Source organism: Nocardia xishanensis NBRC 101358, from assembly GCF_001613365.1.
Classification (GTDB): domain Bacteria; phylum Actinomycetota; class Actinomycetes; order Mycobacteriales; family Mycobacteriaceae; genus Nocardia; species Nocardia xishanensis.
The window spans coordinates 156,093-171,559 of the sequence record NZ_BDCF01000013.1; the positions used below are offsets into that span (position 1 = coordinate 156,093).

The 15,467-nt window shown below is 66.8% G+C and carries 16 protein-coding genes, 1 tRNA gene and 1 pseudogene; 11 read left to right on the forward strand and 7 right to left on the reverse strand.

What is annotated here, in order from left to right; genetic code table 11:
- Positions 1 to 40: 40 nt before the first annotated feature.
- Positions 41 to 1,351, reverse strand: a complete 1,311-nt coding sequence (locus NX1_RS13125) for an FAD-binding oxidoreductase (protein WP_068058113.1) — start codon at positions 1,349 to 1,351, stop codon at positions 41 to 43.
- Positions 1,352 to 1,754: 403 nt separating this feature from the next.
- Positions 1,755 to 2,462 carry an alpha/beta fold hydrolase gene (locus tag NX1_RS13130; RefSeq protein ID WP_068058115.1) on the reverse strand — a complete coding sequence of 236 codons (708 nt, stop codon included), beginning with the start codon at positions 2,460 to 2,462 and terminating at the stop codon, positions 1,755 to 1,757.
- A gap of 311 nt (positions 2,463 to 2,773) precedes the next feature.
- Between NX1_RS13130 and NX1_RS13135 the strand changes: the two genes are divergently transcribed.
- Both NX1_RS13135 and NX1_RS13140 read left to right on the forward strand, forming a co-directional pair.
- Complete coding sequence (locus NX1_RS13135; RefSeq protein ID WP_084501380.1) at positions 2,774 to 3,358, forward strand: DUF4822 domain-containing protein; 585 nt, start codon at positions 2,774 to 2,776, stop codon at positions 3,356 to 3,358.
- A 318-nt stretch (positions 3,359 to 3,676) separates the two neighbouring features.
- Positions 3,677 to 4,126, forward strand: a complete 450-nt coding sequence (locus tag NX1_RS13140) for a TIGR03618 family F420-dependent PPOX class oxidoreductase (protein ID WP_068058117.1) — start codon at positions 3,677 to 3,679, stop codon at positions 4,124 to 4,126.
- A gap of 135 nt (positions 4,127 to 4,261) precedes the next feature.
- Here NX1_RS13140 and NX1_RS13145 read toward each other — a convergent pair whose 3' ends face one another.
- A complete protein-coding gene (locus NX1_RS13145; protein WP_245668476.1) occupies positions 4,262 to 4,708 on the reverse strand; it encodes a MarR family winged helix-turn-helix transcriptional regulator in 447 nt (148 codons plus the stop codon).
- Between the two features lie 128 nt (positions 4,709 to 4,836).
- Here NX1_RS13145 and NX1_RS13150 point away from each other — a divergent pair, with 128 nt between their 5' ends.
- Complete coding sequence (locus NX1_RS13150) at positions 4,837 to 5,340, forward strand: SPW repeat protein (RefSeq protein WP_068058121.1); 504 nt, start codon at positions 4,837 to 4,839, stop codon at positions 5,338 to 5,340.
- A 212-nt stretch (positions 5,341 to 5,552) separates the two neighbouring features.
- On the opposite strand, the gene NX1_RS36920 is transcribed toward NX1_RS13150, so the two are convergent.
- The 4 genes from NX1_RS36920 to NX1_RS13170 all read right to left on the reverse strand — a co-directional run bounded on the left by NX1_RS36920 (position 5,553) and on the right by NX1_RS13170 (position 7,259).
- Positions 5,553 to 5,777, reverse strand: coding sequence for a hypothetical protein (locus NX1_RS36920; RefSeq protein WP_068058123.1), 225 nt, complete (start codon positions 5,775 to 5,777; stop codon positions 5,553 to 5,555).
- Complete coding sequence (locus NX1_RS38700; protein WP_084501381.1) at positions 5,678 to 6,112, reverse strand: cold-shock protein; 435 nt, start codon at positions 6,110 to 6,112, stop codon at positions 5,678 to 5,680. The genes NX1_RS36920 and NX1_RS38700 overlap by 100 nt, the downstream gene beginning before the upstream one ends.
- Positions 6,084 to 6,299 (reverse strand): Rv3202a family protein, encoded by a 216-nt coding sequence (locus NX1_RS13165; protein WP_068058127.1) that lies wholly within the window; start codon positions 6,297 to 6,299, stop codon positions 6,084 to 6,086. The genes NX1_RS38700 and NX1_RS13165 overlap by 29 nt, the downstream gene beginning before the upstream one ends.
- Before the next feature lie 540 nt (positions 6,300 to 6,839).
- A complete protein-coding gene (locus NX1_RS13170) occupies positions 6,840 to 7,259 on the reverse strand; it encodes an Hsp20/alpha crystallin family protein (RefSeq protein WP_068058238.1) in 420 nt (139 codons plus the stop codon).
- Positions 7,260 to 7,407: 148 nt separating this feature from the next.
- Here NX1_RS13170 and NX1_RS13175 point away from each other — a divergent pair, with 148 nt between their 5' ends.
- From NX1_RS13175 to NX1_RS13210, 8 genes and pseudogenes are all read left to right on the forward strand, one after another.
- The gene (locus NX1_RS13175) at positions 7,408 to 7,725 is read left to right on the forward strand and encodes a MerR family transcriptional regulator (RefSeq protein WP_068058129.1); all 318 of its coding nucleotides are present in this window, start codon (positions 7,408 to 7,410) and stop codon (positions 7,723 to 7,725) included.
- Positions 7,726 to 8,279: 554 nt separating this feature from the next.
- A complete protein-coding gene (locus NX1_RS13180; protein ID WP_068058131.1) occupies positions 8,280 to 8,654 on the forward strand; it encodes a putative quinol monooxygenase in 375 nt (124 codons plus the stop codon).
- A gap of 24 nt (positions 8,655 to 8,678) precedes the next feature.
- Positions 8,679 to 10,163: a wax ester/triacylglycerol synthase family O-acyltransferase gene (locus NX1_RS13185; RefSeq protein ID WP_068058132.1), complete on the forward strand. Its 1,485-nt coding sequence runs from the start codon at positions 8,679 to 8,681 to the stop codon at positions 10,161 to 10,163.
- 374 nt (positions 10,164 to 10,537) lie between these two features.
- Positions 10,538 to 11,443, forward strand: a complete 906-nt coding sequence (efeU, locus tag NX1_RS13190; protein WP_084501394.1) for an iron uptake transporter permease EfeU — start codon at positions 10,538 to 10,540, stop codon at positions 11,441 to 11,443.
- A 17-nt stretch (positions 11,444 to 11,460) separates the two neighbouring features.
- Positions 11,461 to 12,591, forward strand: coding sequence for an iron uptake system protein EfeO (gene efeO, locus NX1_RS13195; protein WP_068058134.1), 1,131 nt, complete (start codon positions 11,461 to 11,463; stop codon positions 12,589 to 12,591).
- Entirely contained in the window at positions 12,578 to 13,858 is a 1,281-nt protein-coding gene (gene efeB / locus NX1_RS13200) for an iron uptake transporter deferrochelatase/peroxidase subunit (RefSeq protein WP_068058136.1), read from the forward strand. The genes efeO and efeB overlap by 14 nt, the downstream gene beginning before the upstream one ends.
- Before the next feature lie 123 nt (positions 13,859 to 13,981).
- Positions 13,982 to 14,963 (forward strand): annotated as a pseudogene (locus tag NX1_RS37955) (Mu transposase domain-containing protein); the annotation flags it as partial.
- 387 nt (positions 14,964 to 15,350) lie between these two features.
- A tRNA-Pro gene (locus tag NX1_RS13210) sits at positions 15,351 to 15,424 on the forward strand.
- The last annotated feature ends 43 nt before the right edge of the window (positions 15,425 to 15,467 follow it).

The window sequence follows — 15,467 nt, forward strand, 5'->3', positions numbered from 1 at the left end:
ACGTCTTCCAACCGGTGTCCGACCCCGCGTCCAGCGCGCGCTAACCGAGGACCGGGAAGTTCGGTCGAAACACGTTGTGTGGGTCGCGAACTCGCTTGAGCTCACGGAGGCGGGCCAGAGTCGTCTCGTCGAACGCCTCGGCCGACCGTTCCCCCGGGGCGAGGAAGGTGAGTGGCTTGGTAGCGCCGATGTGGCCGCGCAATGCGCCCAGGATCTCGCGCTGCCGAGCCAGCACCGCGTCGGTGAGGTGTGGAAGTCCGAGGCCGAGCAGATTGAGAACGAAGGGCTCCGCGATCGGGCCACGTGCGCCGGTGACCGCTGCCGGTTCGGCGAAAGCACCGCCCAGGTGACGGATCTGGATGACTGTGAGCGGGGCAATTGGGCCGTCGATCAGGAGATCGGTGACCGTACTGCCCAGGTCGGTGAGCAGGGCGCCGCGACACAGCACCGGGCTGGGGTCGGTGGGCTCGGCACAGATATCGCCGACACTCGCGACCGGCAACACGCCGCGTGTGTCGAGCATCGCGCCGCCGAGGGTGTCCAGGGCGGCGAGCAAGGACTTGCCCTCGGCCGGATCACCGAGATAGGCGGCGTCGATGCCCACCATGGGCGGCGCGTCGGGGAACTCGACCCGCTGGAACCAGAGGGAGAGCGCGTCGGGCGCGGCCGCGGTGAGAGCGACGAAGGCATCGAACACATCACGGGTCCGGTCGCCAGGCCACAGCACCCGGCCGCCGTACAGGCCGGGGGCCGCAAACAGGTCGAGCTCCAGCGCGGTCACGATCGCGAAGTCGCCGCCGCCGCCACGCAGCGCCCAGAACATCTCCGGGTCGGTGCCGGGGTCGACGCGCGCGGCATTGCCGTCCGCATCCACGATCTCGAAGGCGCGCACCGCATCCGAGGCCAAGCCGTGCGCGCGGCCGAACCAACTGAGCCCACCGCCGAGGACATATCCCGTCACGCCGACCACCGCGCTGCTGCCCGGCAGGCCGGTGAGTCCGTGCGCGCCCGCCGCGGCCTGCACCTGCGCCCAGTTCGCGCCCGCGCCGACCCGCGCCACCCGCCGTTCGGCGTCGATTTCGATCTCGCCGAGGCGCCCGGTGCGCAACAGGATCGCTCCCTCGACGTCGCCGGAGGCGCCATGCCCGGTGGGTTGGGTCGCGACGGCGAGTCCGGCCCGCCTCGCGTAGCCGACCAGCGCCGCTACATCCGCCGCATCCATGGCCTCGACCACCGCGGCGACCGGCTGCGGGACCGTCACATTCCACGGCATGGTGGCGGCCTCGAATCCCGCATCCCCGGCCAGCAGCACCCGGCCCCGCACAACCTCGCGCACATCTTCGTAACGCACGTCGGATATCCCTTCTCCACACCGCGCGCCCCCACGACGCGCCCTCTCGTAATTGGGACGCGCGTCGAAAATGTGAACACCCACCCGAAATCAGTGATGCACACCACATCTCGCGACCGGCGTATCCACGCCGGCGATGGTCGGAGGTCGTACGCGATCTCCGACTACCACGGCAGATGCGGCGCGGCCGCACAACCTTTCCGCGTCACTCGGCGGCGAACCGCCCATGCCGGACATCGGGTTCGCCCGGACAAGGCGGAAAGTTGCTATGTCCGAGCGCTTTTGGGGCGCCATCCGGCCGGCGGATCTTCGCCGGCCAGACCGTCCACCGCCTCCAGGGGCAGATCGGCATGCCCGGTGTGGCGGCCGTACTCCTCGATCAGGCCCGTTCCGCGGGCCGCGTTCAGTGCCGGGTGGCTCGCAGGACGAGTTCGGCCACGTCCGCCGGGCGCGAGACGGCGACGGCATGGGAGGCGGTGACCTCGACCGTGGTCGCGTTCGCCCGTTCGGCCATGTTCCGCTGCGCCTCGATCGGGATGTTCTTGTCCTCGGTCGTGAGCAACGCGTAGGTGGGCAGCTCGCGCCAGGCGGTGGCCGATGCGCCTTCCTGCAGGGCGGCGAGCGCGACGGGGCGCTGGGTGATGCCCATCAGTTCGCCGGTCGCGGCGGGTGTGTCGGCGGCGAACTGGGCGTGGAAGGCATCCTGGCGAATGTAGAGCTCGGTGCCGGTCGAGCCGTCGGGCAGGGGATAGGTGGCGGGGCGGGTGGTCGGTGCGAGGGTGGAGCCGGGGAACTTGTCGGTGAGTTCCAGGGCGCTCTCGCCCATGTCGGGGATGAAGGCCGCGATGTAGACCAAGGCGGTGACGTTCGGTTTGCCCGCGGCGGCCACGGTGATGACGCTGCCACCGTAGGAATGACCGACGAGGACGCACGGGCCGTCGATCGAGTCGAGCACGGAGCCGATGTAGGCCGCGTCGCTGTCGAGGCCACGCAAGGGGTTGGCGGCCGCGATCACGGGTGTGCCTGCGGCACGCAATCTTTCGGCGACCCCGTGCCAGCTCGACGAGTCGGCGAAGGCGCCGTGGACGAGAACGACTGTCGATGGGGGCAAGATAAGTCCTCTCTGGTGCGGTCTGCTGCTGTTACCCACTCAGTCTGGGCCGCACACGCCCGGCGGCGCCCCTCTCCATCGGCCGTAAATGCCTCCGATCAGGACAAGCCTCGCCGATCCGTCTGGATACGGGAACGCTGCGGCCGCCTGCTATTGACAGGACCAATGATGACGATCGAATTCAAATATTGGACGCTATAACTCCAGGTCGTGCAGGCTGGTCGGCGGGGCGCGCGAGCCCAGCGATCGATGGCGCCTGCCCGTCGAGCAACACCGGAAACCATCACTTCCCCCAACCCATAAGGACCGCAATGCACTTCGCTCAACACCCGCCCGTCCGTCGCAACGTCGAAGGCGGGCGTCCCTTCGGCAGGATTGCTCTCGTCATCGCGGCGCTCGCCGCGGTCGGCGTGCTCGCCGCGTGCGGTAATGACAACTCGAGCTCTGACTCGGCCGCGGTGTCAGCTGGGACCTCGTCCGCGACGGCTGAGACCTCGGCGGCGGTGGCACCAGGCTTGCCGTCGGCCACGCTGGCCTCCACGCCGTGGGAAACCACCGCCGCGAAGGACTCTCGCGGTGGGGCGGTCGCGCTTGCCGACGGCAATGTCAAGAATTACGTCGGCTTCGCCTACTTCCGTCCCGACGGCACCTTCACCATGTTCAACCTCGACGACTCGCCGAAGATGCACGGCGACTGGTCGGTGTCCCCGGATGGCAGAACGCGCACGATCGTCGCGAAAAACGATGCGGGTCAAGAGCAATTCCGTCGCGTCGTCGACATCGTCACGCTCGACGACAAGCGATTCACCTACCGCGTCTACCCCGATCCTGCCAACAAGGCCGTCTACTACGACATCATCCACACACCGACAACACACGCGGAACCGACCGAATAGCGCGGTGACCACACCCATGCCGCCGGTCTCGAAACGAGGGGTGCGCCGAGTGGCGAGGAAGCTGTCCGTCCGGAGTGGTGGAGATAGGGCGAAGGCGGGAAAACTGTTCGCCCCCTTCAACGTATAGCGGACCGGGGGGCTTGCGGCAAGGCCGGGGTCATGCCGCAGAATGGCCGTCCGACAGGCTATGACCTGCGGGAATGGGAGTCACGCAGTGGACCTACGCGGAACCGTCCAGCCGGGGCGGCAGACCGCTTGCCCGGCAAGTCATTCGAGGCTGTCGAATCCCACCGACCCGACCCCTGATCAGGAGCGCCCGTGACCGATCTGAAGTCCTTCGCCGACCTGGTGCCTCTCGACTACGGCCTGTGTGTCGCTGTCACCCTGCGCGCGGACGGAACGCCGCAGGCCACTGTCGTCAATGCCGGGGTCCTACCGCATCCCGTCACCGGAACGGACACCGTCGCCTTCGTATCTCCCAGCGCAACAGCGAAACTCCGCAATCTACGCGCTAACCCGATCGTCGCTCTCACCATCCGTGGCGGCTGGCAGTGGACCACCGCAGAAGGAGCGGCTCAGCTGATCGGTCCCGACGACCCGCATCCGGACATCGATGATGAACAACAGCGGCTCCTGGTCCGCGAAATCTTCGCCAAGGCGGGCGTCACCCAGGACTGGAACACCTACGACCAGGTGATGCGAGACAAGCGCGGGACCGCGGTTCTCGTGACACCCGATCGCATCTACTCGAATCCCTCCGTGCCATAGCCGAAACGCAGGCTCTGGAAACGCACGCTAGCTCACCATCGAGTCGCCGGATGTAGCCCCACCATCACCGTCGCGAACACGCGTTCCCTTGCTGCGGCGTCGACGGTCACCTGCCGTGCCAGACGAACGAGACGCTCACCCGGTCTGCGGCACCGGTGCGGGGGAGTCCAGCACGCTGTGCAGCGGGGTCAGTCGCTGCAGTTCTTCCAGATGTGCGGCACCGAGCAGGGCCAGCGTTCGCCTGCCTGCCTCGGTCAGCATGAGCCGGACGATACGGCGGTCCTTGCCCTCTCCTCGTCTGCGGACGACGAGGCCGAGTTGCTCGGTGCGATCGATCAGTTGCACCACGCTGTGGTGCCGGGCGGACAGATATCCGGCGATTTCCCCGACGCTGGGTCCGTCGGGGTCGGAATGCCCCCTGACCGCCAGCAGTAGCTGATGCTGAGCGTCGGTGACTCCCGCTTCGGCCGCCCGGCGCTCGCTCGACCGCAACAGCTGACGGAGCCCGGTCCGCAAGGTCAGCAGCCTCGAGTATTCCTGGTCGGTGAGGTGGGCAGGCGAATCCATCGACCCTTCTATCATGGAGTGATATTATCACAATATGATATAAGTGAGCGGCGATCAGGACGGTCACGTGCGGGTTCGACAGCAGGCCGCCCCGGCTCGAGAGAGCTTTCATTCGCCACTATGTCCGAAAAGTGGTGGGAAACATGACTAGTGAAACCATGATGAGCCGGCATCCCGACATCTTGGAGTTGCGGGAGAAGTACGAGCGGGCTTCCGAGGCGCCGGACGCGCAAGCGGTCACCGGGCTGCTGTTCCTGACCGGCCTGTATCTCGCGATCTCCCCGTGGGTGGTCGGGTTCAACGGGCTTTCGACCCTGACCGGCAACAACCTCATCGTCGGTATCGCCCTCGCGATGCTGGCGCTCGGATTCGCCTCGGTGTTCGGCCGGACCCACGGCATCGTCTGGGCTGCTCCACTGATCGGCTTGTGGACGATACTTGCCCCCTGGATCGTCAGCGGGAACGTGGACACGACATCGACGATCTGGAACAACGTCGTCACCGGCGCCCTCGCGGTCCTGCTCGGCCTAGGTGCGATGTTCCTCGGCATGAGCCGGACCACGCGACGCACCGGCGAGACACCCATGAGGGGCGCGACTGGATCTCGTCGAGCATCCGGGCTCCCGCCGGAGACGACCACTAGGTGAAACGGCCTCAACGGCAAACTCGAACCGCCGCCCCGCGGTCTCGGGTGAGTTGGCCAGGATCGTGCCCCGCGTGACTTCTTCGTGGACGAACGCGGGGCGGTCGATCTGGCGTGCGGGGCTGTGACACGAGGGATGTCTTCGGCCGCTCGTCACGGTGAGGGCTGGCGAGGCCACACCTGAACCCTGACCGCGAGCAAGCGCACCGCCGACGATCAGGCGCCGAGTGACGCGCCTCGAGTGGGCGGCGTCGAGGCCGGTTGATTGCGTCCCCGCAGTGGGTTGGCTGGACACGGTTCTCGCAGTACGGCGGCGAGGATGGCGCAACCGAGTGTCATGATCAGCGCGAGCAGCGTGATCGGCGGGGCGCCGAGGGCGGCGAGCAGGGCGAGGCCGGTGAGCACGGCGAGGGTGTGCTGGGGGAGGTGCTGTAGTGCCATAGGTGCTTTGTGGTTTCGGTGGTCCTCGAACGGGTGCGATGGTTGTTGCCTGGGTCGGGCAGGGGGCGCGTGTAGGGGCGCACCCGTCCGGCTTCCGGCCCGCGCGGGGTGTGTTCGGTGGTGAACACCACGGGCTGGCCCGCGGAAAGGGTTCTGTACCCGGTGGTTTCGATGCTCGAGTATTCGACGAACACCGCTGCGGTGCGGTCGTCCGGGGTGAGGAATCCGAACCCTTTCTCGGAGTTGAACCAGGCGACCGTGCCGTGCCGCCAGCCGATCGGATCGGCGCCGGTGTGGCGGTGAATGTCAGTAGGCGAGGGGGTATTCGTCGTCATCGGGTAGCGGGGTGCGGAAGGATTGCTCGATTCGGTCGGTGATGTCGGCGGCGTCGAAGGCAGCGCGGACGCGTTCGGCCACCGGATGCAGCGCGCGGGTGTCGAGTCCGACGTCGCGGTCGGCGTCGTGGACGAGGGCGCGCTGATCGGCGTGATCCGCCTGGTCGCGGTCGAAGAACGTGGTCATGGTCCACCTCCTACGTCGTGCACTGGGTCGGATGAAGGGGGCGGGCCCCTAGGGTCGCTAGGGCCCGCCCCGGGAAGGAGTACGTGACTTGCGAGAAGACGGATCCGCGGGCAGTGGCCGATTGCGCTCGGTCGGGGAACATCGCAGGCCTCGCCGCCGCGGATCTGCCGGGGGTCTTCGTCTGTGTCATCACCTCGCTTTCATCTCGTGGATGTTGCGGAGCCGATCGGTGCCGCCCGAGGTGCGGAGGACCGCGCTGGGTCGCACGCACGTTCGGCGGCACTCGCCCTGTCAGCCTCGGCGTCGGCCGATCGCGGCCTCCGTCGGCGGATGGACGCAGTGCTCGCGTCCGGAGCTTCGGCCAACCGGAAACCGGTTCGCGCGCAAGAGCTTCGGACAGGATGTCATCGACCTCCGCGAACAGTGGTTCGACATCCGGGTCGAGCACCAGCAGCCGACCGTCGAGCCGGTCGTAGACGCCGAGGGCATCGATGCCGGTCATAGCCCTACCTCCGGTGGGAAGCGTCCAGGCCGTCCGGTTCAGGCGTTGATCGCCTTGTGCCCGTTGCCGTGGGCGATCTCGATCCTGCGGGGTTTGGCCTTCTCCTCGACCGGGATCGTCAACCGCAGCACACCGTCGGTGTAGTCCGCGCTGATCTGATCGGTATCGAGGGTCTCACCGAGGAACAACTGGCGGCTGAACACGCCGCGTGCGCGTTCCGAGGCGATCATTTCCCGGTCCGCCTGAGGTTCCGGACGCGAGGCGCGCACCGTCACCACGTTGCGCTCCACACCCAGGTCCAGCGAATCGGGATCCATCCCCGGTAGATCGAACTCGACGACGAACTTGTCGCCTTCACGCCAGGCGTCCATGGGCATCGCCGCGGGATGGGCTGCCGTGCCGAACACCTGCTGCGCCAGTCGGTCCAGATCGCGGAACGGATCGGTACGCATGAGCATGATCGTCACCTCCAACTAACTGTCTTCTCGATAGTCGGATCCAGAATCTATGCCATCTGGTGTAGATTTCTTATAGCACGCGGCGGCCGTGAGCCGCAAGCGTTAGCATAGAAAATCTAAGAAGTTCGAAGCAGTACCAGGGAGCGGGATGGCTCGTCCACAACACCACGCGTCGCAGCCCGATCCAGGGCGCGCGGTGTATGCGATCTCGGTGGCCGCCGACTTGGCGGGCATCGGCGTACAAACCCTGCGCCTATACGAGCGGCACGGGTTGATCACACCCCAGCGCAGCGACGGCGGCACCCGCCGCTACAGCGGCGACGATCTGGCCCGGCTGCACCGGATCACCGCGTTGGTCGCCGAGGGCGTCAACCTCGCCGGGATCGGCCGCATCCTCGACCTCGAAGACGCCAACGCCGCGCTTCACGCCGCCAACCGTCGTCTCCGCGATCGAGGGTCCGAGTAGCTCGCGCCCGAACCGGTCGCCCACGGCCCGGAACGGCCAGTGCGCCAAGGGATTCCGGCGAACCTGGGTGGTCGCCTCGCGGCACGCCAGCGCGCTTCTCGAGCGGACGATCGAAGCAGCCGGGTGATTCGGCCTTCGAAGGTGACGGTGAACGCGTTGAGTGCGGGTGCCTCGAAGGGCGCAGGGGCACCGAGGCGGCTCGGCTGATATCGGCCGTGTCGTACTCGGGCGGCCGGGCCTCGTTCGAGTCGTGGTCGGCGGCGCGGCGGCAGCCCACTGCTGATGGTTCGTCTGGGAATCCGGGTCGCTCGGCTCGTGGTGGTGCCTGAGGTCGATGCTCGGCGCGGTACCGATCGACGGGGCGCGATTCGGCCCCCGACGGTCAGGCCGGTCGGCCGGTGCGGGGCGGACCTTCGGCCCTGCCCTCAGGCGGTCTCGAAGACGACGATGTGAAGAAAGAGGCGGTCCGGCTATGAGCCGGACATCGAGACCGAGCCGCAAGAACGGAGAGGGGGCGCGCTGCCCTACAGCGAGGTCTTGGAGAAGGAGGAGCCATGGGACATCTGGAACTGCACGCACACCTGAGGGTTCGTCCAGGTCAACTGGAGGGGTTCAAGGCACAAGCGGCCGAGCTCATGCGGCTGACCCGGGAGAAGGACACGCAGACTCTTCGCTACGACTGGTTCATCAGCGAGGACGGAACCGAGTGCGAGGTCCACGAGACGTACCGGAGCGGAGAAGGGCTGTTCGAGCACAATTCACACATCATGGACGCGCGGGCGATCCTCTTCGAGAAGTACGCCTACGACCACCGGATGACGGCCTTCGGCGAGGTCTCCCAGGAGCTCAGGGAACTCGCGGACAAGCACGCCGGAGGAATCGCTGTTTACTCGTTCCTCCAAGGCCTCGGAACCGCGGCGGCTGTCTAGGCCACGAGGAAGGGACGTGAGGTCATGGCCGCGACCCGTCTCCTGGAACGGGTGACCGCTTCGGACCTGTTCCTGCTGCTCTGGGAAGACTACGGCTGGTCCACCGACATCGGCGGGCTCGCCATCCTCGATGGCGCAAGCCTGCTCGACGAGGACGGCAGCGTCCAACTCGACGCGGTCCGGCGGCACCTCGAGCCGAGAATGCGGTTGGTGCCTCGCTTCAGGCAGCTGCTGTACCGGCCTCGCCTCGGGCTGGGCTGGCCGCTGTGGATCGACGCGCCCTCCTTCGACCTCGCTGAGCACATCCACGTCCATGCGGTTGCCGCGCCCGGCGACGAGGACCAGCTGCTGCAGGCATGCCAGCAGCTGGCCGGGCGACCGTTCGATCCCGCCCGGCCGCTGTGGGAGCTGTGGCTGCTGCCCGGCCTGCCGGACCGGCGAGTCGGCGCGTTCTTGAAGCTGCACCACGTCCTCGCCGACGGCCCCGCCGCGATGGCCGCCTTCGGGGCGCTGCTCGACCAGACCGCCGACGCGCGCGTCGAGGGCGCACCGCCGTGGACGCCTGTACCCACCCCGTCCACCGGTGAACTGCTCCGCGACAACCTGCGACGTCGCCGACAGGAACTAGGGCTCGGGTGGTCGGGCCTTGTCCATCCGAGCAGAACATTGCGCCTGGCGCGCCGCACGTTGCCGGCCTGGCGGGAGGTGCTCACCGAAAAGCCTGCTCCACGAACCAGTCTCAACCACCCCGTAGGGTCCGAGCGCCGACTGACCATCGTCCGCGGCCGCCTCGACCCCGTCAAGTACGTCGCCCATCTCCATCACGCCACGGTCAACGACGTGGTGCTGGCCGCGGTCGCCGGCGGCCTGCGCCAGCTGCTGGCAAGCCGCGGCGAGGATGTCGGAGGGCTCGTTCAGCGCGCGATGGTGACCATTTCCCACCACGAAGCCCGGCCAGGGGAAGCGCAAGGCAACACGCCCGGGTGGATGATGGTGCCGCTGCCGGTCGGTGAGCCGGACCCGGTGCGCCGGCTCACGTCGATCGCCGCAGAGACAAGGGCACGGAAGGACGAGGCTCGCCCCGAAGCGGGCAGCGGGATCTTCAGATTCGTTGCCTGTCAGCGCATCTGGTACCGGCTGTTCCCGCGGCAGCGGTCGGTGAACCTGGTCGTGAGCAACCTCCCGGGTCCGCCGATGCGGCTGCATCTCGCCGGCGCGCCGCTGCTGGAGGTGTTCCCCCTACTGCCGCCCATGGGCAACCTGACACTCGTCGTCGCGGCCCTGTCGTACGCCGGCCAGCTCAACTTCACTGCCGCCGCTGACCAGGACAGCTGCCCGGATGTGGAGGTGTTCGCTCGCGGGTTGCGCGGTGCCCTCGACGACCTCGAGCGACCGGTTCTGGAGTCTAAGGCAGGCGGTGGGGCGGGCACCACGGAGTCGGTGCCGACACCCAACGCACCGACTACGCCGCGCCTGTCACCGATGACTGGTACGCCGCCGTCGGCGTAGCGAACTCGGCCAACAACGATCACATGGCCGAAGAAGAACGCGAGGGCCTCACCGACTTCCGCCGCTTGGCCGGGCCGTCGCGCCGCCATCAGTTGGCCGTCGCCTTCGCCGCCTACGAGGCGCGTCACTTATTGTTTCGCGGAGGCCCGGCAGCGCCACGGGAGCGACGACGCCCACCACTACCGCGACACTGTGGACCGTCTCCTCGGCTTCGGCTCACGATCTGACACGCGGTGATCGCTTGAAGAGCCCGGCGCGCAGTGAGCCGGCGGACAGTTAGGGCCTCCGACTTCCAAGGATGATCACCCCTGTGTCAAACTAGGTTTGCCTTACCGAATGATGGTTAGGCTAGGCGTATCGGCTTGGGAGTGTTTGTGAGGGAATCGCTGGTCAATTCCGACGCTCCGTCCGTGGCCGCCCAATTGTTAGGTAGCGGCTTGATCGGGGTGCGTGAGGGCCTCGAAACCGGCATCGTCGTGATGATCCTGGTGGCATTCCTGGTGAAATCCCAGCGCCGCGACTCGCTGAAATGGGTTGCCGCGGGTGTCGGTGCCGCGATCACGATGGTCGCCGCGATCTTCGTCGGTATCCGCTATGGCACCTCGACGGTGACCGGTGTCGCCGCCGAGCTGATCGCGGGCATCGCGTCGCTGGCCGCGGTGGTGATCGTCACCTGGATGGTGCTGTGGATGCGGACCGCGTCGCGCTCGATCTCCGGGGAACTGAAGGCCGGCATGTCACAGGCGTTGGTGGTCGGCCCGACGGCGGTGGCGTCTCTGGCGTTCCTCGCGGTCGGACGTGAGGGTGTGGAGACCGCATTGCTGATGGTCGGCTACGCGGAGAACACCTCTGGTAGCCAGTGGCCACTGACCGGGCTGCTGCTGGGCATCGTGGTGGCCGCACTGCTGACGGTGGCGATGTACTTCGGCGCGGTGCGGATCAACTTCGCGATCTTCTTCAAATACACCGGCGCCCTGTTGATCGTGGTCGCCGCCGGAATCCTCGCCTACGGCATCCGGGCATTGCAGACGGCGGATTGGTTGCCGGGACTGACCGACCGCGCATTCGACATCTCGTCGTGGTTCTCGATGTCGAGCTGGTATGGCACCGTCGCCCAAGGCATTTTCAACTTCCGTGCTGATCCGACCGTACTGCAAGTAGCCGCATGGGCGGGCTACGTGGCGGTGGTGCTCGGACTGTTCGTGCGCCCGGTGCGAGCAGGGAAGCCGACCGGCGATGACCGTCAACTCTCGACTGACACCGCGGCCGCGCCGCACTAACGAAAGGCCGATTCTCCGTGCGTTCCACTCTCGTCTCGGTTGCGGCCGTACTGACGATTCCCGGATTGCTCGCCTCGTGTACCAGCAAGTCCGACAACGCCTCCGGCAACGATATCGCCGTCACGACCGACGACTCCACCTGTGTGGTCGCCAAGGATTCGGCCGAGACCGGCACGGTCACCTTCCGCATCACCAACAACGGCGCCAAGGTCACCGAGTTCTACGTCTACGGCGCCGGTGAGCGCGTCATCGGCGAGATCGAGAACATCGGCCCGGGCCTGACCCGCCAGTTGATCGTGTCGGTGCCCGACCCTGGCAAGTACCAGACCGCATGTAAACCCGGCATGGTCGGTGACGGGATCCGCCACGAGTTCACTGTTACGGGCCAAGCCCAGCAACGTGACGACTCGGGCAAGCTCGCCGAGGCGACCGAGGGCTACAGGCGCTTCCTGATCAGTCAGGTGACCGCGTTGCAGGAAACCACGAAATCGTTCGTGTCAGCGATCAAAGCCGGTGATATCGAAACGGCGAAGAAGCAGTATCCGGTGACCCGCACCTACTACGAACGCATCGAACCGGTGGCCGAGAGTTTCCCCAACGATCTGGATCCGCGTCTGGATCTGCGGGAAGCCGATGTCGCCGCCGGCGACAAGTGGACCGGATTCCATCGCCTGGAAAAGGACCTCTGGGCCCAAGGACGCCAGCCCGACACCGATCAGATCGCCGACCAGTTGCTCGCAGATGTGGGCGAGTTGGTGACCGGGATCAGTGCCGCGGACTATGTGGTCGATCCGGTCCAGATGGCCGGTGGCGCTCAAACCCTGCTCGACGAGATCGCGCGTACCAAGATCACCGGCGAGGAAGACACCTTCTCCCATACCGATCTGTGGGACTTCCAGGCCAACATCGACGGTTCCCAGGCCGCGATCGCGAGCCTGCGCCCGATCATCGACGAGCGCAATCCGGAGCTGGGCGCCCAAATCGACCGGCGCTTCGCTGAACTGGACAGCGAACTGGCCAAATATCGGCAAGGCGACGGGCACGTCAGCTACGACACCGTCAACGCCGACGGGCGCGCCGCGCTCGCCCGTCACATCGACGCCTTGTCGGCGGTAGTGAGTCAGGTGCAGGGCGTTGTCGCACGATAGGAAGAACCGAACTCGCGACGGCATCTCGCGGCGTGGGCTGCTCGGGTCAGCGGCAGGTGTCGGTGTCGCGGCGGCCGGGGCCGGTGTGCTTGCCGGGCGGATGTCGAGCCCGGCCGCGGCGGCTACCGCATCCGGCACCGTGCCGTTCCGCGCCGCCAACCAGGCGGGCATCGTCACTCCCGTCCAGGATCGGCTGCATTTCGCGGCGTTCGACGTGCACACCCGCTCACGTACCGAACTGGTCGATCTGCTCAAAACCTGGACAGTCATGGCCGAACGGATGACCGCGGGCCATGAGGCGACCCCGGACGGAGCCATCGGCGCGGGCGCCTTCGTCCCACCCAGCGATACCGGTGAAGCGCTGGATCTGGCGCCCGCGCGGCTCACGTTGACGATCGGATTCGGCCCGTCGCTGTTCACCACCGCCGACGGCGGCGACCGGTTCGGTATCGCGTCCCGCAAACCCGGCGCGCTCGTCGATCTCCCGAAATTCACCGGCGATGCACTGGACCCGGCCCGCAGCGGCGGGGATATCGCGATCCAGGCGTGCGCGGACGACCCGCAGGTCGCCGTGCACGCCATCCGCAACCTGGCGCGCGCCGGTTTCGGCGCGGTGTCGGTGCGCTGGTCCCAGCTGGGGTTCGGTCGCACGTCCTCGACCTCGGCCAGCCAGGCTACTCCGCGAAACCTGCTGGGATTCAAAGACGGAACCCGCAACATCAAGGCCGAAGACCACGACACCGTCAACAAGTTCGTCTGGGTCGATCGAGGCGACGATCAGGCGTGGATGGCGGGCGGCTCGTACCTGGTAACCCGCAGGATTCGAATGCTGATCGAGCCGTGGGACCGCACCAGCTTGCACGAGCAGGAACGAGTGATCGGCCGTACCAAAGGCACCGGCGCCCCGTTGGGCGGCAAGGACGAGTTCGACGAACTCGATCTGCAGTCCGCAGGCCCGTCCGGTCCGCTGGTCGATACCGACGCCCATGTGCGGTTGGCCTCGGCCGAAGAACTCGGTGGCATCCAAATCCTGCGCCGCGGTTACAACTTCACCGACGGCTCCGACGGCTTCGGCCACCTCGACGCGGGACTGTTCTTCATCGCCTACTGCCGCAACCCACAAACCCAATTCGTGCCCATGCAAAACAACCTCGCACGCAACGACGCCCTCAACGAATACATCAAACACGTCGGTTCCGCCGTCTTCGCCGTCCCACCAGGACTCGGCCCCGCCGACTACTGGGGCTCGACACTGTTCGAGAACTGATCACCCCACACCGGGCCACCCCCGCAGTTGTGGGGGGACCGGGTTTTGCTCCGAAGTCACTACGGCACACCGAGATTCGGGCCTACGAGTTATGGGCGCGGAATCTCGGCATCCGGCGCCAGCTCTGGTGCGCAAAGTCCGGTCGCGCGCGAGCATCGCGCTCGCCCGATCGATGAATGTCTGGCGAAGATCCAGGAGTTGGTGGTCCGCTCCAACGGCCGAAACCGCGCGGATGCGGTGCACCGGCGGATTACCACGATGGGGTTCAAAGACGGGGAACGCAACACTCGCCGGATGGTCGCGGAGGTGAAGAAGCGGCTGAAGCCGGGCAGCGCAGGGTTTTTTCGGCCCTGGATCGCTGAGCCGGGGCCGTGGTTGCAGTGGGACCGGTGACGCGGCCCGGTCGTCGGGGGCCGCCAAACGCAGTTGTGGTGCGCCTGGCTGGCGTGGTCGCGGTCCCAGGTCGTGATCCCGGTGATGGACAAGACGTCGCCGACGGTGGTGGCCTGTTTGGATACCACGCTGCGCCGCATCGGCGGCGTCCCGGCCTATGCGTTGACCGACAACGAGAAGACCGCCTCGGTCGACCATGTCGCGACGATCGCGGTCCGGCATCCCGAAATGGTCGAAGTCGCGTGATATTGCGGGATGACGATCCGCACCCGCACGCCCGCGGACCCACAAACGCAAGGGCGGATCAGAAGCGAGCATGCGCGTCGCCAAAGCCGATCTGGTGCCGACCGAGACAAACCTGCTCGGCGCCTACCGCACCTTCGGTGAACTCGAGACCGCTTGCCGGACGTTCTGCGACGAGGTCAACGACCGCGAGCATCGCGAGACCCCGTCGCCGCCCGATCGAAGCGCTGGCCGAGGAACGGACCCGATCGCGTCCGCTGCCGGAAAATCCGTTCACCGTCGCGTTCGGAACGACACGGCGAGTGCATTGGGATGCACGGTTTCGGTTGAGGGAGTGCGGTATTCGGTTACCCATACCCTGGTCGATATGAGGGTTCGGGTCCGGTTCCACGGCAAGGAGTTGATCGTCACCGCAGTCGATGACCACGGGTCGAAGGGAACCCGCATTGCGCGGAGGGAGGGAGGAGAGATGCGGTGGGCCACGCTCATGCGTGAACGGCTGTTCGTCGTTCCGCGCGATGGCCGGATCGCGACCGGTGTGCTGCGGAAGACGACTCGTTGAGACGAGGTCGTCACGAAATTGGGATTCGAGCGCCCCGTGCCGACAAGACGTGAGGCATACCGAGCTGACGTGGTTTCGCCGACGCCGGTGTCCCGCTGCATCGACTCCACGGATCGCGGGGTACACCGATCCGCGGATCATGCAGCGGAACCTGCATCCCGACGTGGCGACGCCGACCGAGTACGGCAACCGGCTGTCGCGGTTCCGCACGGCGCCCACCCGATCTGACCAGGCGATTAGCTCTCACGACACACACTGTTGTAATCTCTTCAAGCGCCCCAAACGGGCGCACCACGGGCTGTGGCGCAGTTTGGTAGCGCACTTGACTGGGGGTCAAGTGGTCGCAGGTTCAAATCCTGTCAGCCCGACACACAGAAAACCCCTCCGACCTGGTCGGAAGGGGTTTTCTGC

Coding starts and splice junctions, on each gene's coding strand:
- NX1_RS13135 (WP_084501380.1), top strand. CDS start 2,774: ATGCACTTCGCTCAACACCCGCCCGTCCGTCGCAACGTCGAAGGCGGG.
- NX1_RS13145 (WP_245668476.1), bottom strand. CDS start 4,708: ATGATAGAAGGGTCGATGGATTCGCCTGCCCACCTCACCGACCAGGAA.
- NX1_RS13150 (WP_068058121.1), top strand. CDS start 4,837: ATGACTAGTGAAACCATGATGAGCCGGCATCCCGACATCTTGGAGTTG.
- NX1_RS36920 (WP_068058123.1), bottom strand. CDS start 5,777: ATGGCACTACAGCACCTCCCCCAGCACACCCTCGCCGTGCTCACCGGC.
- NX1_RS38700 (WP_084501381.1), bottom strand. CDS start 6,112: ATGACGACGAATACCCCCTCGCCTACTGACATTCACCGCCACACCGGC.
- NX1_RS13165 (WP_068058127.1), bottom strand. CDS start 6,299: ATGACCACGTTCTTCGACCGCGACCAGGCGGATCACGCCGATCAGCGC.
- NX1_RS13170 (WP_068058238.1), bottom strand. CDS start 7,259: ATGCTCATGCGTACCGATCCGTTCCGCGATCTGGACCGACTGGCGCAG.
- NX1_RS13175 (WP_068058129.1), top strand. CDS start 7,408: ATGGCTCGTCCACAACACCACGCGTCGCAGCCCGATCCAGGGCGCGCG.
- NX1_RS13180 (WP_068058131.1), top strand. CDS start 8,280: ATGGGACATCTGGAACTGCACGCACACCTGAGGGTTCGTCCAGGTCAA.
- NX1_RS13185 (WP_068058132.1), top strand. CDS start 8,679: ATGGCCGCGACCCGTCTCCTGGAACGGGTGACCGCTTCGGACCTGTTC.